General features: G+C 45.3%; 20 protein-coding genes and 1 tRNA gene. 5 read left to right on the top strand and 16 right to left on the bottom strand.

The annotated features are described in order from the left end of the window. Positions 1–105: 105 nt before the first annotated feature. Positions 106–179, bottom strand: a tRNA-Asn gene (locus tag Q3W13_RS20210). Between the two features lie 155 nt (positions 180–334). Continuing rightward, the gene (locus Q3W13_RS20215) at positions 335–934 is read right to left on the bottom strand and encodes a nitroreductase family protein (RefSeq protein WP_302866943.1); all 600 of its coding nucleotides are present in this window, start codon (positions 932–934) and stop codon (positions 335–337) included. 634 nt (positions 935–1568) lie between these two features. Here Q3W13_RS20215 and Q3W13_RS20220 point away from each other — a divergent pair. Continuing rightward, entirely contained in the window at positions 1569–2654 is a 1086-nt protein-coding gene (locus tag Q3W13_RS20220; RefSeq protein WP_302866944.1) for a hypothetical protein, read from the top strand. 133 nt (positions 2655–2787) lie between these two features. On the opposite strand, the gene Q3W13_RS20225 is transcribed toward Q3W13_RS20220, so the two are convergent. Then, positions 2788–3618, bottom strand: coding sequence for a universal stress protein (locus Q3W13_RS20225; protein ID WP_302866946.1), 831 nt, complete (start codon positions 3616–3618; stop codon positions 2788–2790). A 278-nt stretch (positions 3619–3896) separates the two neighbouring features. Between Q3W13_RS20225 and Q3W13_RS20230 the strand changes: the two genes are divergently transcribed. Continuing rightward, complete coding sequence (locus tag Q3W13_RS20230; protein WP_302866948.1) at positions 3897–5561, top strand: ATP-binding protein; 1665 nt, start codon at positions 3897–3899, stop codon at positions 5559–5561. 37 nt (positions 5562–5598) lie between these two features. On the opposite strand, the gene Q3W13_RS20235 is transcribed toward Q3W13_RS20230, so the two are convergent. From Q3W13_RS20235 to Q3W13_RS20295, 13 genes are all read right to left on the bottom strand, one after another. Beyond that, positions 5599–6882: an erythromycin esterase family protein gene (locus tag Q3W13_RS20235; RefSeq protein ID WP_302866949.1), complete on the bottom strand. Its 1284-nt coding sequence runs from the start codon at positions 6880–6882 to the stop codon at positions 5599–5601. 54 nt (positions 6883–6936) lie between these two features. Continuing rightward, positions 6937–7569 (bottom strand): phosphoribosyltransferase, encoded by a 633-nt coding sequence (locus Q3W13_RS20240; protein ID WP_302866952.1) that lies wholly within the window; start codon positions 7567–7569, stop codon positions 6937–6939. A gap of 11 nt (positions 7570–7580) precedes the next feature. Further along, complete coding sequence (locus Q3W13_RS20245) at positions 7581–8240, bottom strand: dienelactone hydrolase family protein (RefSeq protein ID WP_302866953.1); 660 nt, start codon at positions 8238–8240, stop codon at positions 7581–7583. A 9-nt stretch (positions 8241–8249) separates the two neighbouring features. Continuing rightward, positions 8250–8708: a DUF892 family protein gene (locus tag Q3W13_RS20250; RefSeq protein WP_302866955.1), complete on the bottom strand. Its 459-nt coding sequence runs from the start codon at positions 8706–8708 to the stop codon at positions 8250–8252. Between the two features lie 579 nt (positions 8709–9287). Beyond that, positions 9288–10568 (bottom strand): Xaa-Pro peptidase family protein, encoded by a 1281-nt coding sequence (locus Q3W13_RS20255; RefSeq protein ID WP_302866956.1) that lies wholly within the window; start codon positions 10566–10568, stop codon positions 9288–9290. Between the two features lie 123 nt (positions 10569–10691). Further along, positions 10692–10979 carry a hypothetical protein gene (locus Q3W13_RS20260; RefSeq protein WP_302866957.1) on the bottom strand — a complete coding sequence of 96 codons (288 nt, stop codon included), beginning with the start codon at positions 10977–10979 and terminating at the stop codon, positions 10692–10694. A 110-nt stretch (positions 10980–11089) separates the two neighbouring features. Continuing rightward, positions 11090–12022, bottom strand: coding sequence for an alpha/beta fold hydrolase (locus Q3W13_RS20265; RefSeq protein WP_302866959.1), 933 nt, complete (start codon positions 12020–12022; stop codon positions 11090–11092). A gap of 60 nt (positions 12023–12082) precedes the next feature. Then, entirely contained in the window at positions 12083–12862 is a 780-nt protein-coding gene (locus Q3W13_RS20270) for an alpha/beta hydrolase (protein WP_302866961.1), read from the bottom strand. Between the two features lie 265 nt (positions 12863–13127). Continuing rightward, positions 13128–15077, bottom strand: a complete 1950-nt coding sequence (locus tag Q3W13_RS20275; RefSeq protein ID WP_302866963.1) for a sigma 54-interacting transcriptional regulator — start codon at positions 15075–15077, stop codon at positions 13128–13130. 10 nt (positions 15078–15087) lie between these two features. Further along, positions 15088–17358, bottom strand: coding sequence for a histidine kinase dimerization/phosphoacceptor domain -containing protein (locus tag Q3W13_RS20280; protein ID WP_302866965.1), 2271 nt, complete (start codon positions 17356–17358; stop codon positions 15088–15090). A 548-nt stretch (positions 17359–17906) separates the two neighbouring features. Beyond that, on the bottom strand, positions 17907–18632 hold the full coding sequence (gene rnc / locus Q3W13_RS20285) for a ribonuclease III (protein ID WP_302866967.1): 726 nt from the start codon (positions 18630–18632) through the stop codon (positions 17907–17909). Positions 18633–18639: 7 nt separating this feature from the next. Then, the gene (fabF, locus tag Q3W13_RS20290) at positions 18640–19893 is read right to left on the bottom strand and encodes a beta-ketoacyl-ACP synthase II (RefSeq protein WP_302866971.1); all 1254 of its coding nucleotides are present in this window, start codon (positions 19891–19893) and stop codon (positions 18640–18642) included. 21 nt (positions 19894–19914) lie between these two features. Beyond that, positions 19915–20151, bottom strand: coding sequence for an acyl carrier protein (locus Q3W13_RS20295; protein ID WP_031266521.1), 237 nt, complete (start codon positions 20149–20151; stop codon positions 19915–19917). A 148-nt stretch (positions 20152–20299) separates the two neighbouring features. On the opposite strand from Q3W13_RS20295, the gene Q3W13_RS20300 reads away from it, so the two are divergent. The 3 genes from Q3W13_RS20300 (at position 20300) to Q3W13_RS20310 (ending at position 24086) form a co-directional block, all read left to right on the top strand. Beyond that, complete coding sequence (locus Q3W13_RS20300; RefSeq protein WP_302867016.1) at positions 20300–20725, top strand: IPExxxVDY family protein; 426 nt, start codon at positions 20300–20302, stop codon at positions 20723–20725. Positions 20726–20796: 71 nt separating this feature from the next. Beyond that, the gene (pyk, locus tag Q3W13_RS20305) at positions 20797–22230 is read left to right on the top strand and encodes a pyruvate kinase (protein ID WP_302867018.1); all 1434 of its coding nucleotides are present in this window, start codon (positions 20797–20799) and stop codon (positions 22228–22230) included. 335 nt (positions 22231–22565) lie between these two features. After that, the gene (locus tag Q3W13_RS20310; RefSeq protein ID WP_302867020.1) at positions 22566–24086 is read left to right on the top strand and encodes a TlpA disulfide reductase family protein; all 1521 of its coding nucleotides are present in this window, start codon (positions 22566–22568) and stop codon (positions 24084–24086) included. Positions 24087–24098: the final 12 nt, after the last annotated feature.

The following is a 24098-nucleotide window of genomic DNA, read 5'->3' on the forward strand; positions in this document are numbered from 1 at the left end:
TAATGGTTCCCCTTAACGGGCCCATAGCGGACTTGCACCGCCAAGTAAATGCGCCCTGCCGGGCGCACCAATAAAAAAAAGCCCCGCAAACTTTGCGGGGCTTTGCTCCTGAAGCTGGACTCGAACCAGCGACCCTCTGATTAACAGTCAGATGCTCTAACCGGCTGAGCTATTCAGGAGTACTTTCCGGTTTGGAGTGTGCAAAAGTATAACTTCTCGTGTAATTACGCAACAACTACCCAAAAAAAATGTAAAATTTTTAATTTTTAATTGATGATCAGCGGGTTACGTTTTAACTAAACGCATTGTGGGAAATTCACAGAGGAGAGGCTTGTCAGCAACATTCCATTCTATCTATAAAAACCGCACGGCCGCCGGTTCGTTTGGGCATCTTCGGTGTTTCGGCGCTATAGCCAAGGCTGATAGCCAGCTCTACCTTTTCAGTCTCTGGTACCTCTAGTCTGTGATAGATATCCGTAAGCCCAACATATTTAGCCATGCCAATGGGGCAGGTTGCCAGCCCCAGCGAATGGGCGGCAAGCATCATATTTTGTGCGCACATGCCCGTATCCAGGCCCGCCCACTCGTTATCTGCCGGCGAAGTAATAAAAATGACCACCGGTGCACCATGAAAAACCGGATCACCTGTGTCAAAACCTACTTTGCCTGCATGCATCAGCTCGCGCATGGTTTTGATGGGATGGTGCAGAACTTTCTTTGTGTACTCATGCAGTACCGCAGAGCTTATCGCTTTTGAAAAAGCAGATATGGTATCGCTATGCGTGGCAATATAAAACCGCCACGGTTGCCGGTTCATAGCCGACGGGGCCAGGCGGCCTGCAGCCAGTATTTTCTCAATCAATTCATCATCCGGCATTTGCGGCAGGTAATGGCGCACCGCGCGCCTGCTTTGTATACATTCCAGCGAATCCATTGGCTTAGTTTAGTATTGAGCAAAAACAACACAGTATTTTGTTATTCCAAAAGTAGGTTTAGGCATCGCCGGATACTATGACCCCCATCATCAAAAAAAGTGACGACCACGGTCGTTTGAGGCATCCTTATCCTGATTACGATCATTCCTTTGAATGACCGCAGTAGTAGCCAGGTTTGGTTATTACATGGAACTTTGGTGAAAACGAATTTGTAAAGAAACCCGCGCTCAGCCGCCTGGTATTGCCATTCTGCGTGTGCTTAAACTTTATATCAATGAAAGAACAGATGCAAAAAATGGGAAATCAATCTTGCGCAATCTATGGAATGGGTTTCCTGGGTGCGTGTGTTTATTTTATACAGCATGCTGTAACCTTTTGGGGTGGCGTGCTGGGTTTCTTCAAGGCGGTATTCTGGCCCGCTATGGTCCTTTACAAGGTGCTCGGGTTACTCAAGTTATGACTATAGCGGAGACGTCGTGCGGAAAAAGCCTGCATAAAGGGAGAGCAAATTATTTTTGCCGATTGAATTTATCTTTCCGGACATAGCATCCTTGAGCAGTATCATTCGCTGGAATGACCATCGTCAGCCTGTCATCCGATCATGCAATGTAATTTTGGGGAATAATATTACAGATGATGAAGCATTTGGCATTTGAAGAAGAGAAGAGTATTATAGCGGCTGCGGAGGATTTCCCCTGTTTAACGGTTACATTGCCGTTGGCGGCTGATTTTTCGCGCCAGCAGGGCCTGGAACACCAGCTGAATTCGGTAAAGGCGCGGGTCAAGAAAGCGCTGGCCGCAACCTATCCCAGCCCACAGTCTGAGCAGATATTACACAGGTTCGGGGATTTGGCGCATAATCTGCATCCGCCGGGCGACCGTAAAGGCATGCTGATATTTGTATCGCCGCATTTTGCAAAGCTGCTTTTCTTACATAGCGAGGTAAACCCGCGTATTGTTATCAATCATAATTTTGAGATCAGGGACCTGACCGGCGAACAGTTATCAGCCGGAGAATCGTTACTTTTACTGCTGAGCGCCGAAAATGCCATCTTATATCACCGTAAGTATGACGAGTTCACCGTGCTTGATTTGGGTGTACCGTCCCACATCGCCGCCTACAAGAATGATGCCCCCGAAAAAGTCGCCAACTTTTCGGACCCCGGCAAGCGCCGAGAAGTAGTGCTGGAAAAGTTTCTGCGTCATATAGACCAAGGCCTCGGCGAAGTATTGAAAGCTTACAAATTGCCTGTGCACATTATAGCAACGCCTAAGGTAGCAGGGCTTTTTAAAAAAATTTCGAGGCGCCCGGAGTCGATCAGCAGCTACCGGCACGGTAATTATATGGATGCGGCGCCGGCAGAGTTGTCCCGAATTTTACCGGAGGAAGGCTTATTACCCGCTAATCCCGCAAAGGAGCTGCAGGAAGAACTGGAGACAGCAGCTAATGAAAAGAAACTCGCCTGCGGTTTTGCTGAGGTTTCGGCGGCGGCACTTCATAAAAACGCCAGGCTGCTGTTGTTGGAAGATGATTTTTCGTTACCTGTGCAACCTGGCAAAGCTGAAAATGTTGCCACCACGGATGATGAAGGAGCAGAATTGACCATAGATGAGGTAATTGAAAAAGTGATCAGTTGCGGGGGGGATATCCGTTTTGTAGCACACGATGCCTTAAAAGAGTTTGGCCACATAGCCCTGGTACAATATTATCATGAGTAGTAAACGATTGGAGAAAACGGAGTTTTGATCCGGTAGTTGACACAGGCAAATTAGCCAAGAGACTTTTTTAATGACTTATTCGCTGATTTCCAGCTTGTCATACTTTTACCAAGCGATTTAATTTTTGTGGCCGTTAAAATACAGTAAAAGCGGATTGCAGTCCATTTTTGGGGTAAACCAGCAATGGTATGTCAATAGTCCTCGCAAGAGTAAGGGTGTTACTCGGGCTTATCCGGCGCTCCAGGAGCGGGCGGTGCTCGTGGTTCATTACCAGCATTTGCATTCCGGCATTTTTTGATATCCATTCCAGGCCGTGTGCGGCATCCCGCGCCGTTAGCAGCCTGACCGTTACCTTTGTATTGATAGAATACCCGGCAACCTGTCTCAACAGATCATCAAGCTTATGTTTGGCCGAACGGTGGTTTGCGGTACCAGTAGTAATGTACCAGAAATAAACGGCTGACTGGAAATCGCGTGCGAGTGTAATCACAGACTGGATAACCGGCAATTCCCTGTCGGTCAGGTCTGTTGCATATCCAATCCGTTTTACCCGCCGGTAAGTAGCTTTTTCGGGAACCAGGAGAAGGGGGACATTCATCGTGTCGAGCAGCGCGCTGACATGACTTCCCCACGAACTGCTTTTACGGCCCATACCGGTCATACCCATAACCACCAGCGCAGACTCGTCTTCGGCTGCCAGCCGGCAGGCTGCCGTTTCAACGCTGCCCGTTTCGCAGGTAAATGATACGGAAGGATGCATCTGCTCTCCGCTACGCGGCCTGAAACCTTTCTTTAATTTCAATATATAATTGAACCATTGTTCAGACGTTATGTCCGGACTTGATTCGGGCCTTATATGGCACAGTCGTACCTTTAGCTTCAATGTACGCGCCAGTTGGAGCGCATAGCTTGCGGCATGGCCGGCCGCCGGCGAAAAATCAGTAAGTACCAGGATGGTTTTCATGGAATATCACTTTGATATTCAAAAATGCTTAAAGCGTTAACCATGCGAAATGACCTTAACCATCCGGAAAAATGATGCCCGTCAGGAAACTACACCTCGCTTACCACTCACCAATACAGGTACCGGCTGACGCCCGGCAATGAACAGCGGTACCGGATAGCTTTGGCTAAATAAATTAATTTGCTTTTTTTAAATTAAATTACCTAACTTTCATATACAATACTTGGCTATCCATATCAAACTTACACGGCTCTAAAATCACCTAAACACAAGTGTAAATGATGACCAGCGAACTGCATGCAACTGATTGCGAGCTGAATCTCCGGACCATATTTCAGCATTCGGCGACAGGCATTCTACTGCTTGCTCACGACGGTATTATACGAATGGCCAATCCCGTTGTTTATAAAATATTTGGCTATGAAGACGATAACGAACTGAGCGGTGTTCCCATAGGGCTTTTGATTTCCGGCATTGATTTTTATAAAGGTGAAGCGGAAAATTACGAAGATACGCCGCGGCCGAGGGAGTTCCCGGCAAAACATAAGAACGGCCATTCCTTCCGGGTGAAAATCAGCCTCGGGCCGTACATCATTAATGGTGAAGAACTGAATGCAGTATTTATAACGGCTATAGGCCAGCAAACGGTAGCCCGACAGATAGTTGATGGGGAAGAGAAATGGCTGCTATTCCTGGTTGAGGCAATGAGCAGGTTATGGCAGATAACAGACTTACGGGAGGGCCTACAGGAGGTATTGGCAACCGCTATGCAACTGCTTGCAACTGATAAGGGTAACGTTCAGCTTTTAGACCCGATGAAACAGGTTTTGGTTATCGCTGCTCAAAAGGGCTTTGAAAAAGAGTTTCTCGACCATTTCGCCGAAGTATCAGCTACCTGCAACTCGGTATGCGGCCAGGCATTTAAAGCCCATAAGCAGATAGTTGTGGACAACGTGGAGGAAGATATTTATTTTGCGCCACACCTGCGCATTGCGCGTAACGCCGTTATAAAAGCCATACAATCCACCCCTTTGTATGACTATCAGGGGCGGCCCGTCGCAATGATCTCGACCCATTCAGCAGAGCCTGATCATTTCGATGAATTGGGGTTGCGCCGTATGGAGATATATGCGCGCTATGCAGAGACTTTCCTGGAAAGAACCCGTTACCAGGAGCGCAGTAAGCTTGACCTTGAGGAAAGGGTAAGAGAACGTACGGAGGAACTTGCTGATGCACTTGTTCGCGAAAAAGAACTTAACAATATGAAGTCTGCCTTTGTATCAATGGCGTCTCATGAGTTCAGGACACCGCTAACAGCAATTGTTTCAAGCGTTGACCTGATCAGAAAATATGATCAAACAGAACAACAACCCCAGCGCGTGCGGCACCTGGAGCGAGTTAGGGGCCTAAGCAGGCAACTGGTTAGCCTGCTTGATGATTTTCTGTCCATTGGCAAACTGGAAGATGGCCGGATGGCAGTTGAACCGGAGGATATCGACCTTAATGCTTTGCTACAGGAAATCGTCGGCGAGCTGGGCGGGATGTGTAAGGAACACCAAACCATCAGGAGCAGCTACATAGGGAGCCGGGAAACGCGGCTGGACAAAAAGATTGTAAGAAATATATTGCTCAACCTCCTATCCAACGCAATTAAATATTCAGAGGCAGACATTGACCTTGTAGCTGTAATAACGGATGGGCAAATTATGCTTACTGTAACAGACCGGGGCATAGGGATCCCGGAAGATCAGCAAAAAAATCTGTTTGGTAAATTTTTCAGGGCGGGCAATGTCGGGAACGTTCACGGAACCGGCCTGGGGCTCAATATTGTAAAACTATATGTAGAGCTGCTGCAGGGCTCGATATCGTTTAAGAGCGTTGAAAACGTCGGGACTATTTTTACAGTTATCCTGCCCAACAGATTTAAGTCAAACGAAGTTTAAGTGGCCACCCGGGCAAAGGCAGGCCGTACACCTGTTATTAAAAATTAAACGGGTAGGTTTCAGGCACCAGATGGCCATCTGGTTTAATGTGTAACGGGTGCAGTGCGTTAGTCTGATCGATAAAAATAAAAGCATCATACCGCCTGCTGAGTACAGTTGGTACATAATTGTGAGATTTCTCATGCGCAGGATCGTAAACCACGCCAATGGCCCTGTGGGGCATTGTTTCATCCAGCGCGTTTTTCCTTCCCTGGTCAAAAACTAACAGGCGGTTCGCATTATATTGTTGATGGAACAAGGCCTCCACACTGTCTGCTCTTGCAGGCGGCACAGGCATAGCTTCTATCGGTGCGCCCCACGCACTGCCTGCGATTACGCTACCCTGATAACTTCCGAAACCAATAAGTACCGTATCGTCCATGCCGAGTTGCTTCCTTGCCAGCTGCCCGATGTTAAACAGCCCCTGCCGCGCCATCGGGGTGTACCGCGCATCCCCTATATGGGTGTTGTGTTCCCAAATTACCGCCTTTGAATCCGGCCCGTGAAATTTAAGCAACTTGTGCAGTGTTTCCATCATATGGGCATCGCGGAGGTTCCATGTATGATCATCAAAACTCATCATTTTGCGATAATAGGCTTCGGCATTAACAGCAACAAACGCATTTTGCTCTGTATTAAGGGCGGCCTCGGGATCGTGGTCGTAAACCGGGGCCTTTTTCCTGATCTCGCTCAGTAATTTCACAACCTCAGCTTCGCAGGAAGTGCCGTGCCGATATGTTGCGCTGGCATACTGCTGCGGGTTCTCTTCAAAAGGCTCAAAGCAACGCAAGGCCTGCACCGCAAGATCGGCTGCTTTGGGGTCATTATCATAAAGATATTTCAAAAGTACTTCCATTGACTCCCAGAGCGAGTATACATCGAGCCCGTAAAAACCCGTCCGCTGGTTAGCTGGCAAGCCAGTATTATGTTTCTTCAGCCAGTTTAACAATGCATCAACTTCCCAGTTCGCCCACATCCATGTAGGCCAGCGCTTAAACTCATGCAACAACTGGCGCGATGTTTTTTCTTGCTCATCATAACCTTTAATCCAGCGGTTTAGCCGGTAACAATCGGGCCAGTCGCCTTCAACCGCAATGAAACTGAAGCCCTTTTCAGCGATAAGCCTTTTAGTGATGGCGGTTCGCCATGTGTAGTATTCATGTGTGCCGTGCGAAGCTTCGCCGAGCATTACACAGCGGGCATTACCAATGCGTTCCATTAAAGGATCAAGGTCTGCCGGCCTGGCCAGGGGGTAAGTCATTTCAGTTATTTTTTGAAGCATAGCGTTTCTCTGTAAATTTGATTAGCGGCGAAAGATAAAGATACGCGCAGCGGCTTAACCCGCTTTGCTTAAGCGATTAAACTTATCCAGGTAAAAAGCTACTTCGTCATCGCTAACTTGTTTAAAGTTTTCATAGTAAGCGCCAACACCATAAAAGGAATCCGGTGTGAGGCAGGTAACTACCTCATCAGCAGCTCCGGCCAGCAAGCGCGCTGCCGGCCGCGAGGCAACCGGCACTGCAACAATAATTTTAGCGGGCTTTCCTTTTTTAATTACGTCGATTGTGCTCAGCAGCGTGTGACCGGTGGCGGCACCATCATCTACAACAATTACGGTTTTACCGGCAATATCTGCAGGTTCGCGATCGCCCAGAAATTTCTGCCGCATACTGGTCAGCCGGGTGCGGATTCTGGCTACCTCCTCTTCAATATAGCTGGCTGAAACATCCGGATGCGGAGTCACTACGTAATCGGTTAGGCTGGCTGCGCCAATTGCGTATTCTTTATTATTTGGATGGCCAATTTTTTTAACCAATATAATATCCATAGGAAAACCAAGCTCCCGGGCGATACAGTAGGCCACCGGCACACCGCCACGCGGCACCGCAAGTACAAGGCCAGGGGCGTTTTTATAGGAACTTAATTTTTCAGCCAGCAAATGTCCGGCTGCTGTTCTATCTTTAAACATGATCTTTAACTTTAATGTTTGTAACCCGATAATACAGGCAGGTAACTCTTAAACCACTCTGTGGCTAACGCAGCCACTGTTGTCAATTTTCCCGGCTCTTCAAATAAATGGCTGGCACCGGGCACTATTTCTAGCTTTTTAACACCGCCAAGCTCACGCAAAGCCGCGCGGTTTAATTGCTCTACCGACGTATCGTTGCCGCCAACGATCAGTAAGGTAGGTGCTTTAACTCCTGACAGGTCGGGCATTGCCAGGTCAGCCCTGCCTCCGCGGGAAACAACAGCGAATATTTCGGGTAGTTCGGCCGCTGCTTTCAGTGCCGCTGCCGCGCCGGTACTTGCGCCGAAATACGCGATACGCAAATGTTTAACCGCAGGAAGCCCTTCGAGCCATCTGGTTGCAGCTACAAGCCGCTCTGTGAGCAAGTTAATAGCAAAACGGTTACGGTAATATTTGTCTTCTTCAGGTGTCAGCAGATCAAAAAGCAGGGTGGCAAAATTATTTTCCTGTAATTGCCTTGCTACCTGCTGGTTGCGCGGGCTCAGCCGGCTACTGCCGCTGCCATGCGCAAAAACAACCACAGCGCGGGCTTCATGCGGAACCATAAGGTCACCTGCGAGGTGAATACCATCAACGGGTATCGTCACCTTATTATGAAAGCTGTTATCCATAGCGATTAATTATGTATTTAAAACTACCGGCGCCAATGCTTCTTTATTAATCTGGTGGGCCGCAAGGTGCGAAAGATCTTCATCTATGCTTTTTTCGTCTTTTTCTGCCTGATGAAAGAGCGTAGCGGCCTTATACAGTCCTGCTGCATCGGCAAATGCCGCTGCCGTACCGTAAGCGCTGATTTTGAAATGGTTGATTCCTTGAATACCCGCCAGCACACAGGCATTCTTTACCTGCGGGCATGAGCATGCCGCAAGCTTTTCGTTAATTTCATCGATAAACGCCTTTGTTACCCGGTTACTGATGCTGAACGATTTAACCTGTTCTTCTTCTGCGAAAGATTCCAGGTATTTCAGGTGGCGTTCGATCATATCCAGGTAGCGGTATATAATAATTTTCAAATCAGGAGAACTCTCATCGTTCATCCATACCCCCAGGCTTCTTTTTAGGTCAATCTCGGCGCTCATTAATCTGTTGCTGTCCTCGTCCAGCAACTAGCGAAGACAGGAAATGGTCATATTGTTTTCCATGGCTAATGTTTTAAAGCAAAAATACTAGTGCCTGATGCCCTGTAAAATGCTTTCGGTCATGCATTTGACTGATGTTACTCATCATAGCTTAAACTTATAACTTCGACCAGAGGAAGGGATGCATTTTCGCGAGAACCGGGAAGGCCTGAACGGAGTTTAAGCTGAGTTTGATGAGTTCCGAGGTAAAGGCGGAGAAGGGTTTACACCTGTAAACCCCCAATTAAATTGCTGGATACCAATGTTTTGGGAAATAGTAAAATTGCAAAACACTGATTAACAACGCGTTTCGCAGTATGCCGTGTGTTCCGTGCAGATAATCGGAACACCTTGGAATTAAAATAACTGTAAATCAAAAAATTACAAATACTATCAATTATTCCGCAGACAAATGGAACACTAAAAAATGAGACACAGGCCGCCGGATAAGTTTATGAAAAGCGTCTTTGGGGACACAGACGGGGTGACACAACAAGGGTCAGTGCGTGTACGGTTAAAGACGCCAGTGAGTGAACATCATCACCCAAACGGTTCCTGAATTGATTTACTGGTTTTTGAAAACCATTTCGGGCCTTCTTCCGTCATATACACACAATCCTCCAATCGTACGCCGAATTCTCCGGGAATAGCAATTGTCGGCTCGATGCTGAAACACATGCCCGGCTGTATCAAAAGCTTGTTGCCTTTCACCATATTGCCCCATTCATGCCCATCCATACCAATACCATGACCTGTTCGGTGCGGTAGTCCTGGTAGTTTATAGCCCGGCCCAAAACCGGCATCTGTAATTACTTTGCGGGCGGCGGCGTCTACGGCTTCACAAGGCTCCCCGATTTTTGCCGCTGCAAAACCTGCATCCTGCGCTTTTTTTTCAAGCTCCCATATTTGCTGCTGTCTTTTAGTAGGCTCTGCACCAAAAACCACCGTGCGGGTAATGTCAGAATTATATCCGTCTACTACGCAACCGCAATCCATCAATACGATATCGCCTTTTTTTAGTGTTTGTGGTTGTTTTGACCCGTGCGGAAAAGCGGATGAGGCGCCAAACAGGCAAAGTGCAAAATCCGCCGCTCCGCCCAGATGGTTTTGTGCAGCCATAATAATGGAAGCAAGCTCGTTTTGCGACATGCCTTCCTTTAACTGACTAACTCCATGCTTTATAGCAGCGAGCGTAATATCATTAGCCTTTTGCATCAGCTTTATCTCGGCGGCAGATTTTATCCGGCGGCAGGGAATGGTTACAGGGTCCCCGCTTACATAGCTTAAATTCGGAGCGTCTTTCCTTATCCCGTCGGCTATAAAGAAACGAACGCTTTCCTCTATGCCAACTGTGCCAAAAGCAATCCCGGAATCTTTAATCGCTGTGGAAATAAGGTGGTAAGGGCTTTCGTCTTCCTGCCAGGTGTAAACTTTGTTACCGATTGTTATTTGCTCCCGAAACCTGGCTTCTTCAAATGCGGGGCATACGTATTTGATGTCTCCCTTTGCCGGAATTACGGCTGCCATGGTACGCTCACTGGGCCACCAGCTAATCCCGGTAAAATAGCGCAGCCCGGTGCCTGATTCAAGCACCAGGGCGTCCATTTTATTTTCGATAAGCAAGCGTTGCGCTTTGGCAATTCTAGCTTCCCGTTCCGACTTAGAAATTGGCACAACATCACCGGTCATTGGTTTCAGGTCGCCTGTTGAATTAACATCATCCTGGGAAGCACCTCCTTTGCAGGAGCTTGCGCCGGCTAACATGCCTGTAGCTAAGGTTAAAGCGCCAAAGCTGATAAAATCCCTTCTTCTGAGAGTCATAAATGATTGTTATAAATGGTATGATCAGATTCTTGCAGGCAAGGCATAAATATTCAGGCCTTGCGGTAAATTGAGTTAAATCTATAAATAAAGTTGATGATTCTGCACCTGCTAAATCCCGGCTTAAAGAAACTCCACCACCAACGCCTCCCATTCATCATCCAAAGAGACATCCGGCCGTTTTTTTTGTGCCTTCCGATACCAGTAATCTGCGTTCCAAATGTCGCCTTCTTTACGGTGCAGGTAGGCATGTACCCATGCAGATTCCCGGTCATCCAGGTGGTCGATCAGTGCATGCGCTCTATGCCAGTCGCTTTTACCATCATACCAAAGGCTTTTTAGCTGAATCGAAATATCTGGATCGGGTTGATTTGAGTTTAGGGACGTTTTGAATTCGTCGAGAGTTTTCATAGTTGCGAAAGATAAACACTTTCGGGCTAATTTGACCCGCCAAAATCCGCTCAGTAATAACACAAAAGCCACCCTGCATGGCAGAGCGGCTTATAATTTTCCCATTCAATTCATTCAGTAAAAAAATCGGTCAGCGCTTTTTTCACCTGTGCCGTTTGTTCCTGCACCACCCAGTGGCCGCTGTCTGTAATAATGGCCTCCTTTACATTTGTGGCCACAAGGCGGCAGTGTTCTGCCAGGAATGTCCCCGCAAAATGGTCGGAGCCAACAGCCAGCAAGGGCATAGTAAGTTTGGTTTGAGCGAATACTGCATTGTCTTTGGCGTCCTGGTTAAACTCACCAAACCAATGGAAAGCGCCGGTTGTAGCCCCGGGAACCGAGTAAGCACGGATAAATTCCGTTTTCTCTGCCTGGGTAAAGGCATTTTTCTGAAACCCGACAGTAGGCCAGAAATCAGTAAAAAATAATCCAACTTTACCGGAAACGAGCTCGCCCGAATGGGGCTGCGCAAAAAAGCCAAACCACCATGCCTGGGCTTTTACCTGGCTCCAAACCGGCTCAATTCCCGGTAGCAATGCATCCATCAAGGCCAGCTTCTTCACCTCCGATGGAAACTGAGCAGCATAAGCGTAGGCCACCATCAGGCCGATATCATGTCCGGCCAGGTTAATTTGCTTGTAGCCAAGTTTCTTCATCAGTTCGTGCATGTCAACGGCCATGTTTTTTTTGTCGTATCCACCGGCAGGCTTCCCCGATTCGCCAACGCCCCGCATGTCGGGTACAACCAGGGTAAAGTGTTTAGCCAGCTCAGGCATCAGACGGTTCCACATATACCAGTTTTGACCGAAGCCATGTATCAGCAGTAATGGCTCGCCTTTCCCGCCAGTTACATAATGTATCTTAACCCCGTTAACTGTAGCATACTGGCTCCTGAAACCCGGCGGAGGAGATGCAGGCTTTATAGGGTCAGCCAGGGTTAACACTGAGCATAATAAAAACGCAGCCATCATAGCTACAGGTAACATTTTTTTGAGTGTTTTCATGATTTTATCTGTTGATTTAAAGTTTTTTTGACTGCAATTCCTTAGTTGCTTTTCCCGGTATTAAAACTTGCTAAGCCAGCTAAGAATGCGGGCCGCATGTCCTTCCCACCCGGGCTGCCCTAACACAAAGTGGTTGCGGCCGGGATATTCCTCGTATTCGGTAACCGACGTTTGATGAGTGTACTTTTTGTAATTGGAGTGGTTTAAAGATGCCGGTATAAAATGATCATTTGCTCCAGCGATAAAAAGCAGCGGCGCGTGGGGTTGCGAAAAGTCCACCCTGGCAGCATTGGTAATGGCATCGCGCACCAATAACTTTGATTCCGGCGTGAGAAATTGATAATAAGCCTCTTTTTGCTCATCATAAGGCATTCCATTGGTAAAGGCATATTGCCACTGACTAAACGACATCAGAAACGACTTTTTAACCGGTGTAAAAAAGCCAAGTGGCCCCCAGCCCGCTTTAAAAAACGACCATTTGAAAGTGAAAACGCCTTTAGGCTGTAGTGAATGGATGGCAATACCGGCATCTCCGAGGCCCTGCTGCAACAACAACTGCACAATCAGTCCGCCCATAGAATGCCCGATAAGAACCGGCCTTTCAGGTAACTTCCGGGCTATATCCGCAAAATATTCGGTGAGCGGCCCGAGGCGCTGCGAGGCAATGCCTGCATCGGGCTGTCGCTGTCTCAGGGTTGTAGCAGGTGCATCTTTTTGCGGCCATGAGGGCGCAATAGTCTGGTAACCTCGTTGCCAGAACCACGTTTTCCATTCGTCCCAGCAATGGTGACTTACAAATGCACCCGTAATAAATAAAATTGTTTTTGAATGAGTAGCCATACTGATATGAATAAATCACCCCTTATTTCAAGGTGAATAATTTGTTCATATACCGGCAACGGGAATGCCATATTTACATTCCGCTTTAAATCAGGATGATACGTGTTATGCCGGGACAAAAAACAGCGTTATTTCGCCAGGAGGCAGCTTTCTATTCAACGAAATACGGTAAGAATACACTATGGAGGCTAACTTTAGCCCTGGAAAACATGAGGAAATCAAACCTGGCCGACTGCTACGTACGGCGCTCATAAGCAATTATTCTTTATAAAATATCCGCCTTCTTGATTCCAAGTTTTTTCATTTTTGAATTCAGAGTAGTTGGCGGCAGGTTAAGCAATTCAGCAGCACCGCCTTTGCCCCAAACCTTGCCATTGCACTTTTTCAGGGCAGCGGTAATGTGTGTCTTTTCATTTTCACTCAGAGATTGCAGGCCACTTTCGGCCGGGCGAACAATACTGGCTGCCTGCGAAGAAACTGGCAGGGCAAGGCTTTCAATAACATCTCCCCTGGTTAACAAAACGCCCCGTTCAATCAGGTTTTCCAACTCGCGGATATTGCCTGGCCAGGCATACTTCTTCATATCCTCCAGTACAGCGGCTGAAACCCCCGTAATATGTTTTCCGGCTTTCCGGTTATAGATGTCCAAAAAATGCGCGATCAGAGCCGGTATATCTTCGCTGCGTTCACGCAATGGGGGCATTATTAGTTGAATCACGTTGAGCCGGTAATATAAATCTAAGCGGAAACGTCCTTCGGCCACTTCTTTTTCAAGGTTTCTGTTAGTGGCGGCAATAACACGTACGTCCGTTTTAATGGTGGTTCGCCCCCCTATCCGCTCTATTTCCTTTTCCTGCAATACTCTTAATAGCTTTACCTGCACTTCCAGCGGTATTTCTCCGACTTCATCAAGAAAGATGGTGCCAGTATGCGCCATTTCAAAACGGCCGATCTTTCGCTCGTAAGCGCCGGTGAATGCACCTTTTTCATGACCGAATAATTCAGAATCAACCAGCGTAAGAGGCAAGGCCGCACAGTTCACTTTCACGAATGGCATGTCTTTCCGTGTTGAAAGCTGATGGATCCGGGCAGCTATCTTCTCCTTCCCTGTACCGCTTTCCCCAAGTATCAACACAGAAGTATCATACGGAGCAACTTGTAGTATCTGGTCAAATACATTTAATAAGAGATGACTGCTGCCAATAATACCATCGAAACGGCTTTTTTCGGCAACAGCCGGCCGGTGGCCGGGGATCGCCCGCTGACCGGTTGCAGTGCTGAATGGCCCCTGGCCATCTGCGAGCATCCGCTCCGAAAAGCCTATGAGGAGAGGTCTAAAACGATCTGCCCATACCAGGTGATCTGCGTGGTAAGCGTCGTCGCGCCGACTGTAAAAACAAAAACAAAATGTATGCAGGCTATCCAGCTTAACGGGAATAACAAGGTGCGATTTTATAGCATAAATTTTTGCAATAACCTGCTTTAGAGGCGCCGCTGCAAATAACCCGGCCAATTCAGCCTGGCTATACCAGGTGGCAACTGTTTCGGGAGTACATTTCGAATTTAAGGCTGCCAGTTCAGACAGTTTCAGGTTTGTAATTACTGATAGCTCATTGGGAGTAATCGTTTGGTATTCCTCAAAACCTATTCTTAAAAAGCCGATCTCGTTAAAGGCCGCATCCGCAGTGCCCGGCATACCAACCGACATATATTCAAAAGGAACAAAGGGCTGCAAGGCCACACCAAGCTGTAGTAGTTTTTGTTCCCATTTTAACGGGCTGTCAGCTATTTGCGCAATCCTTTTTTGTAAAATAACCTGCTGACGCAAAGTGTTTTCCAGGTTGTTGTCGTAACGGTACAGCGCTATATCTATTGCTACCAATACATCCTTTTCCCTGAAAGGCTTAACGATAAAGCCATACGGGTTGGTTTTTTTGGCGGCCTCCAGCACCTGTTGGTTTGAGTTTGCAGAAATGTAAATAAACGGGATGTTTACTTCCGTTAAGATCTTCGCCAGGTCTATGCCCGTTTTTTTTCCCTTGAGGTAAATATCAACTAAAACCAGTTCAGGCCGGTATTTTTCAACCATCTGCACTGCCTCATCAACTGTGTCGGCAATACCGCAAACTTCAAACTTATTCCTGCCGAGGATATCCTGCAGAACATCTGCAATGATAAATTCGTCCTCAACTATAAGTATTTTTCTTTTTCCCATGGGTGTGTTATCAGCGGTTAGTTAATTCATGCGGTGTTCGGGCAACATATTCCATCTTAAAGGTCACCAGTACCTGAACGCCCTTCTTACGGGTTATTTCAAAAACGCCATTTATCTGTTTACTTAGTCCCCTCATCAGGCTCATCCCCAAAGAGTTTAACTTATTCAGGTCAAAATCTGGCTGCAGCCCCCTGCCATCGTCTTCAACAGCAAGTGCTATATTTTGGTGATCTGTTCGTTCTAAAGTTATCCGGATAACGCCGCATTCGTCAGCGTTGTAGGCGTATTTAAGGGCATTGGTAATAGCCTCATTCATGATAAGCCCAAGCGGTACCGCTTGCGATACCGTCAAAAAGATATCATCAATAGTCTTTTCGAACTTTATCCGGGTGCCGGTATCGGCGCTTTCCCGCAGATAGTTAACCAATTCGTTAACGTACTCCGGCATATTGATCAGATCGAGATTTTCGGACTGATATAATTTTTGATGAATTAGCGCTATGGAGTGCATTCTGCTTTCGCTGTTTTGAATAGCTTGCAGCGCAGCCTCGTTGTCAATATAGGCCGACTGCCGCTGCAATAGCCCCATCACGATCTGCAGGTTGTTTTTTACACGGTGGTGAACCTCTTTTATCAGCCATTCTTTCTCCTTTAATAATTCATCTTTTTCGCTCACCAGGGCATTCAAAGCAGTGTTAGCGCGCTGTTTAGCCCGGTAATTGGTATAAATAAGCGCCAGTAATACAACAAGTAATGCACTGCCAGCCAGTGTGAGATTGCGGATATTATTGGCTTGCCCTGTTTTCTCCCGCTGACGGAGGCTGTCTTTTTTTAATGATTGTATGTCGCGTTCTTTTTGTTGTGTCTCAAATCGTACCTGCAACTCCTGCAGTTGCTTGTTTTTTTCGATATTAAAAATGGAATCGTTAAAAAGCTTGTACAAAATGTGGTGCCGCAGTGCAGAAGGGTAATTTCCGCTCGCTGAATCAATTTTATACCTAATGAGGTGATAATCCCTCTGTCGTGTCGTGGCAAAACCGTCACGAATACCTTCATCAAGGTAGAAGGCAGCTTTTTTATAATCACTTCGTTTGATATAAAACTTGGCAACGTCATATTTGGCGAGGGAAACAATTTCATCAGTTTTTATATATCTGAATAATTTAAGCGCCAGCAAGTACATCTCTTCGGCTTTTTTATAATTTCCGGCCGCATCATAGCAATAAGCTTTTATCTGGCTTATGATAGCTCTGTTATAATCGCCATCTGGCGGATGCCGTTGTTCAACTCCCCAGGCTGTGCTAAACGCCTCGCCATATTTTTTTTGCTTTATCAGCCCCTGAACAATAAACCCGGCGGTTCTGTATTTGTATTCCAGCTTTATGTTCATATTTTCTCTGAGTGCAAGGGTCCTTTTATACCATACAATGCTATTTTCCGTTTGCCCCATTGCATCATATATCAGCGCAAGCTCGCCAAATAGCTGCGATTCCACAGTGATCTTGTCAGGGTAATTCGGGCTTTTTTGTAAAAGATCCATGCTTTTCAGGGTGCACGATAAGGCCTTGTTCAGGTTGCCCTTATACCGCTGAACATGTGCAAGAACATAATAAAGTCTTATAAACTCCGAACTGGAATTGCCGGGGTATTTTACAATTGGCTTCATACATGCCGCTTCGGCCTGGTCATACTTGCCATATATAAAATATGTGGCGGCAAGGTTCATGTGGGCATTGATCTCGTCGCCAATATGTCCGGTTGCCTTAAAAAGTACAATCGAATTCCCGCAGGCCTGGACTATTTGTTCAAATAAACCTGCCGGCCGATCAAGCCAAGCCGCCTCATTAGCAGCTTTGGCGAATCGTAACCAGGCTTTTCCTTCCATTCGCTTGTCGCCGGTTTTTTTATAATAATTCCAAACCTGTATAAAACAAGCTTTGCTCTGCTCCATTTGAGTTTTTGAAAGATACACCTCACCCATGCTGCACAAGCTCTCCTGCCTGCCGCTGCCAGTTTCTACACGAAGCAGATTGCTTAAAGCAAGTTCTTTTTTAAAAAAGAATAATGCACTGTCAAGGTCGGCGGGATCCTGTTTAAAACGGCGCTGATGGTAATAGTTCCCGAGCTGATGTAAGGCATTAAGTTTAAAAGTATCGGCTGGCAGCGTTTTCAAAATTTCCTGCAGGCTATCAACGCTTTTCCGGGGTATGACTTGACAAAAGCACAAATGAACTGGCGCAATAACAAAGAACAAAAGAAATTTAGCTTTTGATATTTTCATGCCGCTTTGATAACGAATGCCGTTAAATAACCTGTTATGCAGAACGTTCTCCCGGCAATATAAGGTAGCCGCTAAAACATGCTTGTTCCATTTAGCTAAGATACCTTATTAACAGTGTTTTTGTTAGCTATAATTTTGCCAACTCTTATCCACTAATATTTTTTGATGATAAAATGGTTTTATGGCTAAAAAATAAGTTTGTAATCTAAAAGGCAGCGGAAGTACCACAACGAAATATCGTTGCCGGTGTGACTTTTCAGCTTTATTTAGTGGTAATATTTTAATTTCTTTCCATAGCACAGCTTTAAAGCTGCGAGCAACAAAAGAGCCAGCTTATCATACTGAACTTATAGCTAGCTAGGGTGCGAATTATTGAGGTAACTCCCAGGCTTTCAAAGTCAAGCGGGCAATAGCGGGGGCAGTAATACAATGCGATAGCAGAATTATAGCGGGCAGTAGTCAGGAATAGCGGTAAAAATCCGGGAAAACACATCGGAAATAAACCAAAACTAGGACAGCGAAAAGAAGTCCCTCTTCAGAAATCAAAGTTAGATTCCCAAACTTTCACAAGCCTTTTCTGCCGCCAGTTTTTCAGCATTCTTTTTACTGAACTCTTTCCCCTGACCCATTGTTTCACCGTCTATAATGGCTTGCACGGTAAATAGTTTGCTATTTTCTCCGTCTTCGTTGGCTACCAGGTAAAATACTATATCCTTACCATGCCGCTGGCACCACTCAATCAACTTGCTTTTAAAGTTTGTTTCTGTTTGTTCGAGAGTATGGATATCGATATGCGGCTTGATGATGTGATTTGTCAGGAAATGCCGGGTAAAATCATACCCTTTATCCAGATAGACGGCGCCTATCAACGCCTCGAAGGCATCGCCAAGCAGTGAGCCCTGCCTGGATGAGTTGAGCATGCGGCTATCATATTCAATCAGCTTGTCAAATCCCAGCTTGCGGGCAAGCGCATTAAGGTTATTACGGCTCACTATTTTCGAACGAAGTTCCGTCAGAAAACCCTCATCTTCATAAGGGTATAGCTTAAACAGCACTTCGGCAATTACACTGCCCAAAACGGCATCGCCCAAAAACTCGAGGCGCTCATTGCTGTTCTTTACACCCTTTTTTACATTTTGGGCTACAGACTTATGCCGGAAAGCAAGCTTGTATAAAGACAAATTGCCCGGCACAAAACCGAGCAAATTTTTTAAGACCTTTACGTACTTTCTGTTTGGAGACAGGTATAGTTTGTAAAAACGACTTATAGGCATCCAGGTATTATTCTTCGTACTTTTTAAATATCACAGAAGCATTGTGCCCGCCAAAACCAAACCCATTGCTTTGTGCTATTCTCACGTCGCGCTGCTGCGCCTTGTTGAAGGTAAAATTAATTTTTGGATCAAATGCCGGGTCGTCGGTAAAGTGGTTTATTGTTGGCGGAATAATTCCATTTTTAACAGCAAGTATAGCCGCAATGGCCTCAACAGCACCAGCAGCACCTAAAAGGTGGCCAGTCATTGATTTGGTCGAGCTGATATTTATACGATAAACCTCATCTCCATAAACATCCTGTATAGCTTTCACTTCCTGCGGATCGCCAATTGGGGTTGATGTTCCGTGAACGTTTACGTAATCAACATCGGCCGGGGTTATACCAGCGTCTTCAAGCGCATTACGCATTACCAGGGCTGCACCAAAACCTTCAGGATGAGGAGCAGTCATATGATAAGCATCGGCACTCATACCGCCGCCAATCATTTCAGCATAAATCTTCGCACCTCGTTTTTTAGCGTGTTCTAATTCTTCTAAAATAATGGTACCAGCACCTTCGCCGGCTACAAATCCATCCCTGTCCAAATCAAATGGACGTGATGCCGTAGCCGGATCATCGTTGCGGGTAGATAACGCATGCATAGCATTAAATCCGCCTATGCCGGCTTCATTAATGATAGCTTCTGAACCGCCGCTGATAAACATGTTTGCTTTACCCAAACGGATATAGTTAAAGGAATCAATCAGCGAATTATTTGATGATGCACAGGCAGACACGGTGGAGAAGTTGGGTCCGCGCAGGCCATATTTTATAGAGATATGGCCAGGTGCAATATCGGCGATCATTTTAGGGATAAAAAACGGGTTGAAACGGGGTGTGCCATCGCCTTTGGCAAAATTCACCACCTCATCCAAAAAAGTTTTTAAACCACCTATGCCTGATCCCCATATTACTCCAATGCGGCTGGTATCCAGCTTCTCAAAGTCAAGCCCTGCATCTTTTACCGCTTCTTCTGTTGAAAATAGGGCGTATTGTACAAAAGGATCAAGTTTACGGGCGTCTTTACGACCCAAAAAGGCGTCTGCATCAAAATTTTTTACTTCGCATGCAAACTTAGTTTTGAACTTTTCAGTGTCAAAACTCTTAATTAAGGCAGCGCCACTCACGCCATTTATCAATGATTCCCAATACTCGGGAACTGTATTGCCAATTGGGGTGAGTGCTCCAAGCCCGGTTACGACAACTCTTTTAAACTCCATTTAATAGCGTTGGGGGAGTCCTTATTTAACGTTTTTTTCGAGGTAAGCAACAGCCTGACCTACAGTACCGATAGTTTCAGCCTGATCATCAGGAATAGCCACGTTAAATTCTTTTTCAAACTCCATGATTAATTCCACGGTGTCTAACGAGTCAGCACCAAGATCATTGGTGAAGCTAGCTTCGGGTGTTACTTCACTTTCGTCAACACCTAATTTTTCTACGATAATAGCTTTTACTCTTGAAGCGATATCAGACATAGTCTTATAGTTTAAATGATTAAATAAAAATTCTGTGCAAAGGAAAAATAAATTCTGTTAAATATCAAATCTAAAAACATTTGCGTTATATGCAACAATCTTTTACTGCAACTGTTTCAATTTTGGTACTTTTACAGCCGCAAAAGTAATGATTTTGAACAGGAAATTTTTAAAGTTTGAGTTCGATCTTGATTTTGTTCTCATTGCAGTTACAACATCGCTAAAAGATTATCGCGCTTGTTATCTCATTAACAAGGCATTAAATTTTAATTTTGCAAAAGTTGCGGATCTTGAAGTGGATATCAATAATAACCTTGAACCTGTGCTGTTTTCAAGGTATCATTACAGTTGGGAAACTACCGAAACCGACTTCTATTTTATAGCCAATAAAGGTTCTGACGGCTACCTGGTACCCGAGATGCGAAAGGCTGACTATTTTTTGTTGATAAAAAATTATATTGACGAAAACGACCTCGACAACCTGATTTCAGCCATAAATAAAATACCCGAGATTGTTACCGCCATAAAGATTGACCCGAAAAAAGTAAAATCACGGGAAAATCTTTTATTTTAGCGCGATTTTTAAAGTGTTATACATACACTAAACATACCTGAATTAAGCCCGTATTAAACAGACTATATAAAATGAAATTACACTATAACCGGACTAAGATTGTTGCCACCATGGGGCCCGCTTCGGCTAAGAAGGATGTTTTACGCGCCATGATACAGGCTGGCGTAAATATTTGCCGCCTTAATTTTTCGCACGGTAAAGCACAGGATCATAAAGCAGTAATCGATACCATTCGCGAAATAAATGCAGAGCTTAAAACCAATGTCGGTATTCTTGCTGATTTACAGGGACCAAAAATCCGCATAGGGCTGGTAAAAGACGGCGGTATTCACTTAATTAACGGAACACGTATAAACATCACCACGCATGAATTAATCGGTGATGATAATGAGATATATATTACTTACGAAACATTTCCCCAGGACGTTCAGCCTAATGAAATCATTTTGCTGGATGATGGGAAAATACAAATGCGGGTAATAGAAACCAACAGGCTTGATACTGTTGTTTGCGAGGTTGTTCACGGCGGCATCCTTACATCACGTAAAGGCGTTAACCTGCCAAATACCAAAGTATCTATCCCGAGCCTTACTGAAGAAGATAAGATAAACCTTAACTATGCACTTGAATGGGATGTAGATTGGGTGGGCCTTTCATTTGTGCGAACAGGTGAAGATATCGACGACCTGAAACGCATTATTAAAGAAAGCGGCAAGGCTGCCAAGGTAATAGCCAAGGTTGAAAAACCCGAAGCTATTGACAACATCGATTCGATAGTAGCTGCAACCGATGGGGTGATGGTAGCCCGTGGCGACCTTGGTGTTGAAATGCCTTTGGAAGAAGTACCGATGCTGCAAAAAATGATCGTACGCAAATGCCGCGAGGCTGCTAAACCGGTTATTGTGGCAACACAAATGCTGGAGTCGATGATCACTACCCCCCGCCCTACCCGTGCCGAGGTAAATGACGTTGCTAACTCCGTACTTGACGGCGCCGACGCAGTGATGCTTAGCGGCGAAACTTCGGTTGGTGAATTCCCGGTGATCGTTATCGAGACAATGTCGAAAATTATTAATAACGTTGAGGGACTCAGTTATCCGTTTAACAGCAAAACTGATATGACTGATCCGAAGTCGACGGACTACCTGAGCAACGCGGTTTGCGGTTCAGCAGTCTACCTGGCCGAGCATACAGGCGCTGTCGGTATCGTATCAATGACCCATTCAGGCTATACCGCTTTCGAAATATCAAGCTACCGGCCCAAAGCCGGCACTTTTATATTTACCGCCAATAAGCACTTACTGAACGCGATGAGTTTGCTATGGGGCGTGCGCACTTTTTATTACGATAAAGAAGAAAGCACCGACCAAACCATTGCCGATGTAAATCAAATATTGAAAGAAGCTAACCTGGTGCAGGCCGGTGATGTGGTAATTAATACTGCATCAGTGCCAATTCTGAAAAAGGCCAAGACCAATATGCTGAAAGTTACCGTTGTAGAGTAACTTGCAGTAAGGTTGAAAAGTTGTAAAGTTGAAACGTTTTTACAAGCACATTAACATTACAATTTTTCAACCTTTAAAATTTTCAACCCCTAATAAATCTTCGCGTCACAAGCTTTTCCCTTAAGCTTATCCAACTTGGCGAAATAATAATCCCAGCAAATTCTTAAAGTTTTCATATTGTAACATTTTTGTTGCACACCTACTATGTCTAAGATAACGATATAAAAGTTTAGTTTATTGTTCCACCGAAATTTTAGCCAATCAGTTAAAACCTGTTAAAAAGTTTTCATTTACTAAAAAGATAGTTATTTTTAAGAAACTTATCCTAATCATATATGAAAAGAATTTGGCTTTTAATAATCGCATTTGCATGTTTTAACAGCAACGTATCCGCCCAAAATACTACGCTGCGTGTATCGTTGAAGAACAGTACTGCTACCAGTTACTATGTATTTATTCCGGAACTTACTTTAGGATCCGACTATCTAAAGAAAGGTGCTCATACAGTTCATTTAAACAAAGAACGAACCGGAACGCTAAAACTCGAATTGGAGAAACCTGTATTCGCTTATGTGGATATAAGCAGCGGTGACGATAACGACAGTAAAGAAATTCATTATTATTTATACCTTTCTCCTGGTGATAAGTTGGACTTGCTGGCCGATCTTCTTAGTCGCAAAACAGTTATAACAGGAAAAGGCAGCAATAATAATCAGCCAATGCTCTCAATGATAGAGGCAGAAGGCGTTAGAAGTTTTTATGGCGATAGCCTGCCCGACCGCATTATAACAGCTGCAAATAAATATCAGGCCGATCTAAAATCAGTATTTCCAAAATACATTAAGAAATACAAGCCCTCGGCAGATTTCGTAAATGTGGAATCTGAAAATATAAAATATGCCGCAGTTGGCACATATTATGACTTTAAGGAAAGCAACAAATTTTCCAATTGGCGGGCGTATCAAAAGTATGGCAGCATATGGACAAAAATTCAAGACAGCCTTTTTAGCCGGGTAACATTAAATAATAGCAATGCGCTTACGGCGTTCAATTATGCCGAGCTGGTTTCCAATTTTTTACTACGTGAAAAAGAGCGTTTGTGGGATGCAGCCCGCAAAGACCCGGCAAATTTTTATCGTGAATATTATAACACAGATACGGCCGCCGGCAAAAAGCTTTTTGATGCAGATATGCAAAACCTACTTACGCAAAAGATTCTTGAAAAACATTTTACCGGGCCTGTACAAGAATATGCCTACGGTATTTTGATCAGCGAGGGTTTGGGCTCACATAGTCCCGAAAACATGGTCAGCATTTTCGATGAATTTAAAAACCGCTTTCCCGACAGCAAGTATGTTAAATGGTTTAGCCGCGCAATAGACACCATCAGGCAACAAGAAACACAGCCCCTGAGCAACGAAATGGTATTCGCTCCCGGAAACGGTTCAATGCTGCATACTTTTGCCGATGTTCTGGCCATGGCAAAAGGCAAAACCGTATTGCTGGATATGTGGGGCACCTGGTGCGGCCCCTGCCGTAACGAGATAAGTAATAACGGCCCTGCTATTAAAGCCTATTTTAAAGATAAAGGACTCGACTACTTCTATGTAGCTAATAACGATATGGGCCACGACGATGCCTGGAAGAAACTCATCGCCTATTTAAATATGACAGGCACCCACATATTGGCTAATCCCGCACTTAGTAAAGATATTATGCGCACGGTGAAGGGCTCGGGCTATCCAACCTATGTCATCATAAAAAAAGATGGCACTTGGGAGCTTTCAAAGGCGGGCTACCCAATGAAAAGGGATGTACTATTTAAGCAACTTGACGCTGCATTGGCTATGAAGTAAAGGAAAGAGACG

This window comes from Mucilaginibacter sp. L3T2-6 (assembly GCF_030519355.1).
Taxonomy (GTDB): Bacteria; Bacteroidota; Bacteroidia; order Sphingobacteriales; family Sphingobacteriaceae; genus Mucilaginibacter.

What these genes read in the sequence shown, in the direction of transcription:
- Q3W13_RS20215 (WP_302866943.1), bottom strand. Translation starts at nt 934, where the DNA reads ATGGATTCGCTGGAATGTATACAAAGCAGGCGCGCGGTGCGCCATTAC.
- fabF (WP_302866971.1), bottom strand. Translation starts at nt 19,893, where the DNA reads ATGGAGTTTAAAAGAGTTGTCGTAACCGGGCTTGGAGCACTCACCCCA.
- Q3W13_RS20300 (WP_302867016.1), top strand. Translation starts at nt 20,300, where the DNA reads ATGATTTTGAACAGGAAATTTTTAAAGTTTGAGTTCGATCTTGATTTT.
- Q3W13_RS20310 (WP_302867020.1), top strand. Translation starts at nt 22,566, where the DNA reads ATGAAAAGAATTTGGCTTTTAATAATCGCATTTGCATGTTTTAACAGC.
- Q3W13_RS20270 (WP_302866961.1), bottom strand. Translation starts at nt 12,862, where the DNA reads ATGGCTACTCATTCAAAAACAATTTTATTTATTACGGGTGCATTTGTA.
- Q3W13_RS20250 (WP_302866955.1), bottom strand. Translation starts at nt 8,708, where the DNA reads ATGAGCGCCGAGATTGACCTAAAAAGAAGCCTGGGGGTATGGATGAAC.
- Q3W13_RS20245 (WP_302866953.1), bottom strand. Translation starts at nt 8,240, where the DNA reads ATGGATAACAGCTTTCATAATAAGGTGACGATACCCGTTGATGGTATT.
- Q3W13_RS20280 (WP_302866965.1), bottom strand. Translation starts at nt 17,358, where the DNA reads ATGAAAATATCAAAAGCTAAATTTCTTTTGTTCTTTGTTATTGCGCCA.
- Q3W13_RS20240 (WP_302866952.1), bottom strand. Translation starts at nt 7,569, where the DNA reads ATGTTTAAAGATAGAACAGCAGCCGGACATTTGCTGGCTGAAAAATTA.
- Q3W13_RS20225 (WP_302866946.1), bottom strand. Translation starts at nt 3,618, where the DNA reads ATGAAAACCATCCTGGTACTTACTGATTTTTCGCCGGCGGCCGGCCAT.
- Q3W13_RS20260 (WP_302866957.1), bottom strand. Translation starts at nt 10,979, where the DNA reads ATGAAAACTCTCGACGAATTCAAAACGTCCCTAAACTCAAATCAACCC.
- Q3W13_RS20265 (WP_302866959.1), bottom strand. Translation starts at nt 12,022, where the DNA reads ATGAAAACACTCAAAAAAATGTTACCTGTAGCTATGATGGCTGCGTTT.
- Q3W13_RS20220 (WP_302866944.1), top strand. Translation starts at nt 1,569, where the DNA reads ATGATGAAGCATTTGGCATTTGAAGAAGAGAAGAGTATTATAGCGGCT.
- rnc (WP_302866967.1), bottom strand. Translation starts at nt 18,632, where the DNA reads ATGCCTATAAGTCGTTTTTACAAACTATACCTGTCTCCAAACAGAAAG.
- Q3W13_RS20255 (WP_302866956.1), bottom strand. Translation starts at nt 10,568, where the DNA reads ATGACTCTCAGAAGAAGGGATTTTATCAGCTTTGGCGCTTTAACCTTA.
- pyk (WP_302867018.1), top strand. Translation starts at nt 20,797, where the DNA reads ATGAAATTACACTATAACCGGACTAAGATTGTTGCCACCATGGGGCCC.
- Q3W13_RS20235 (WP_302866949.1), bottom strand. Translation starts at nt 6,882, where the DNA reads ATGCTTCAAAAAATAACTGAAATGACTTACCCCCTGGCCAGGCCGGCA.
- Q3W13_RS20230 (WP_302866948.1), top strand. Translation starts at nt 3,897, where the DNA reads ATGATGACCAGCGAACTGCATGCAACTGATTGCGAGCTGAATCTCCGG.
- Q3W13_RS20275 (WP_302866963.1), bottom strand. Translation starts at nt 15,077, where the DNA reads ATGGGAAAAAGAAAAATACTTATAGTTGAGGACGAATTTATCATTGCA.
- Q3W13_RS20295 (WP_031266521.1), bottom strand. Translation starts at nt 20,151, where the DNA reads ATGTCTGATATCGCTTCAAGAGTAAAAGCTATTATCGTAGAAAAATTA.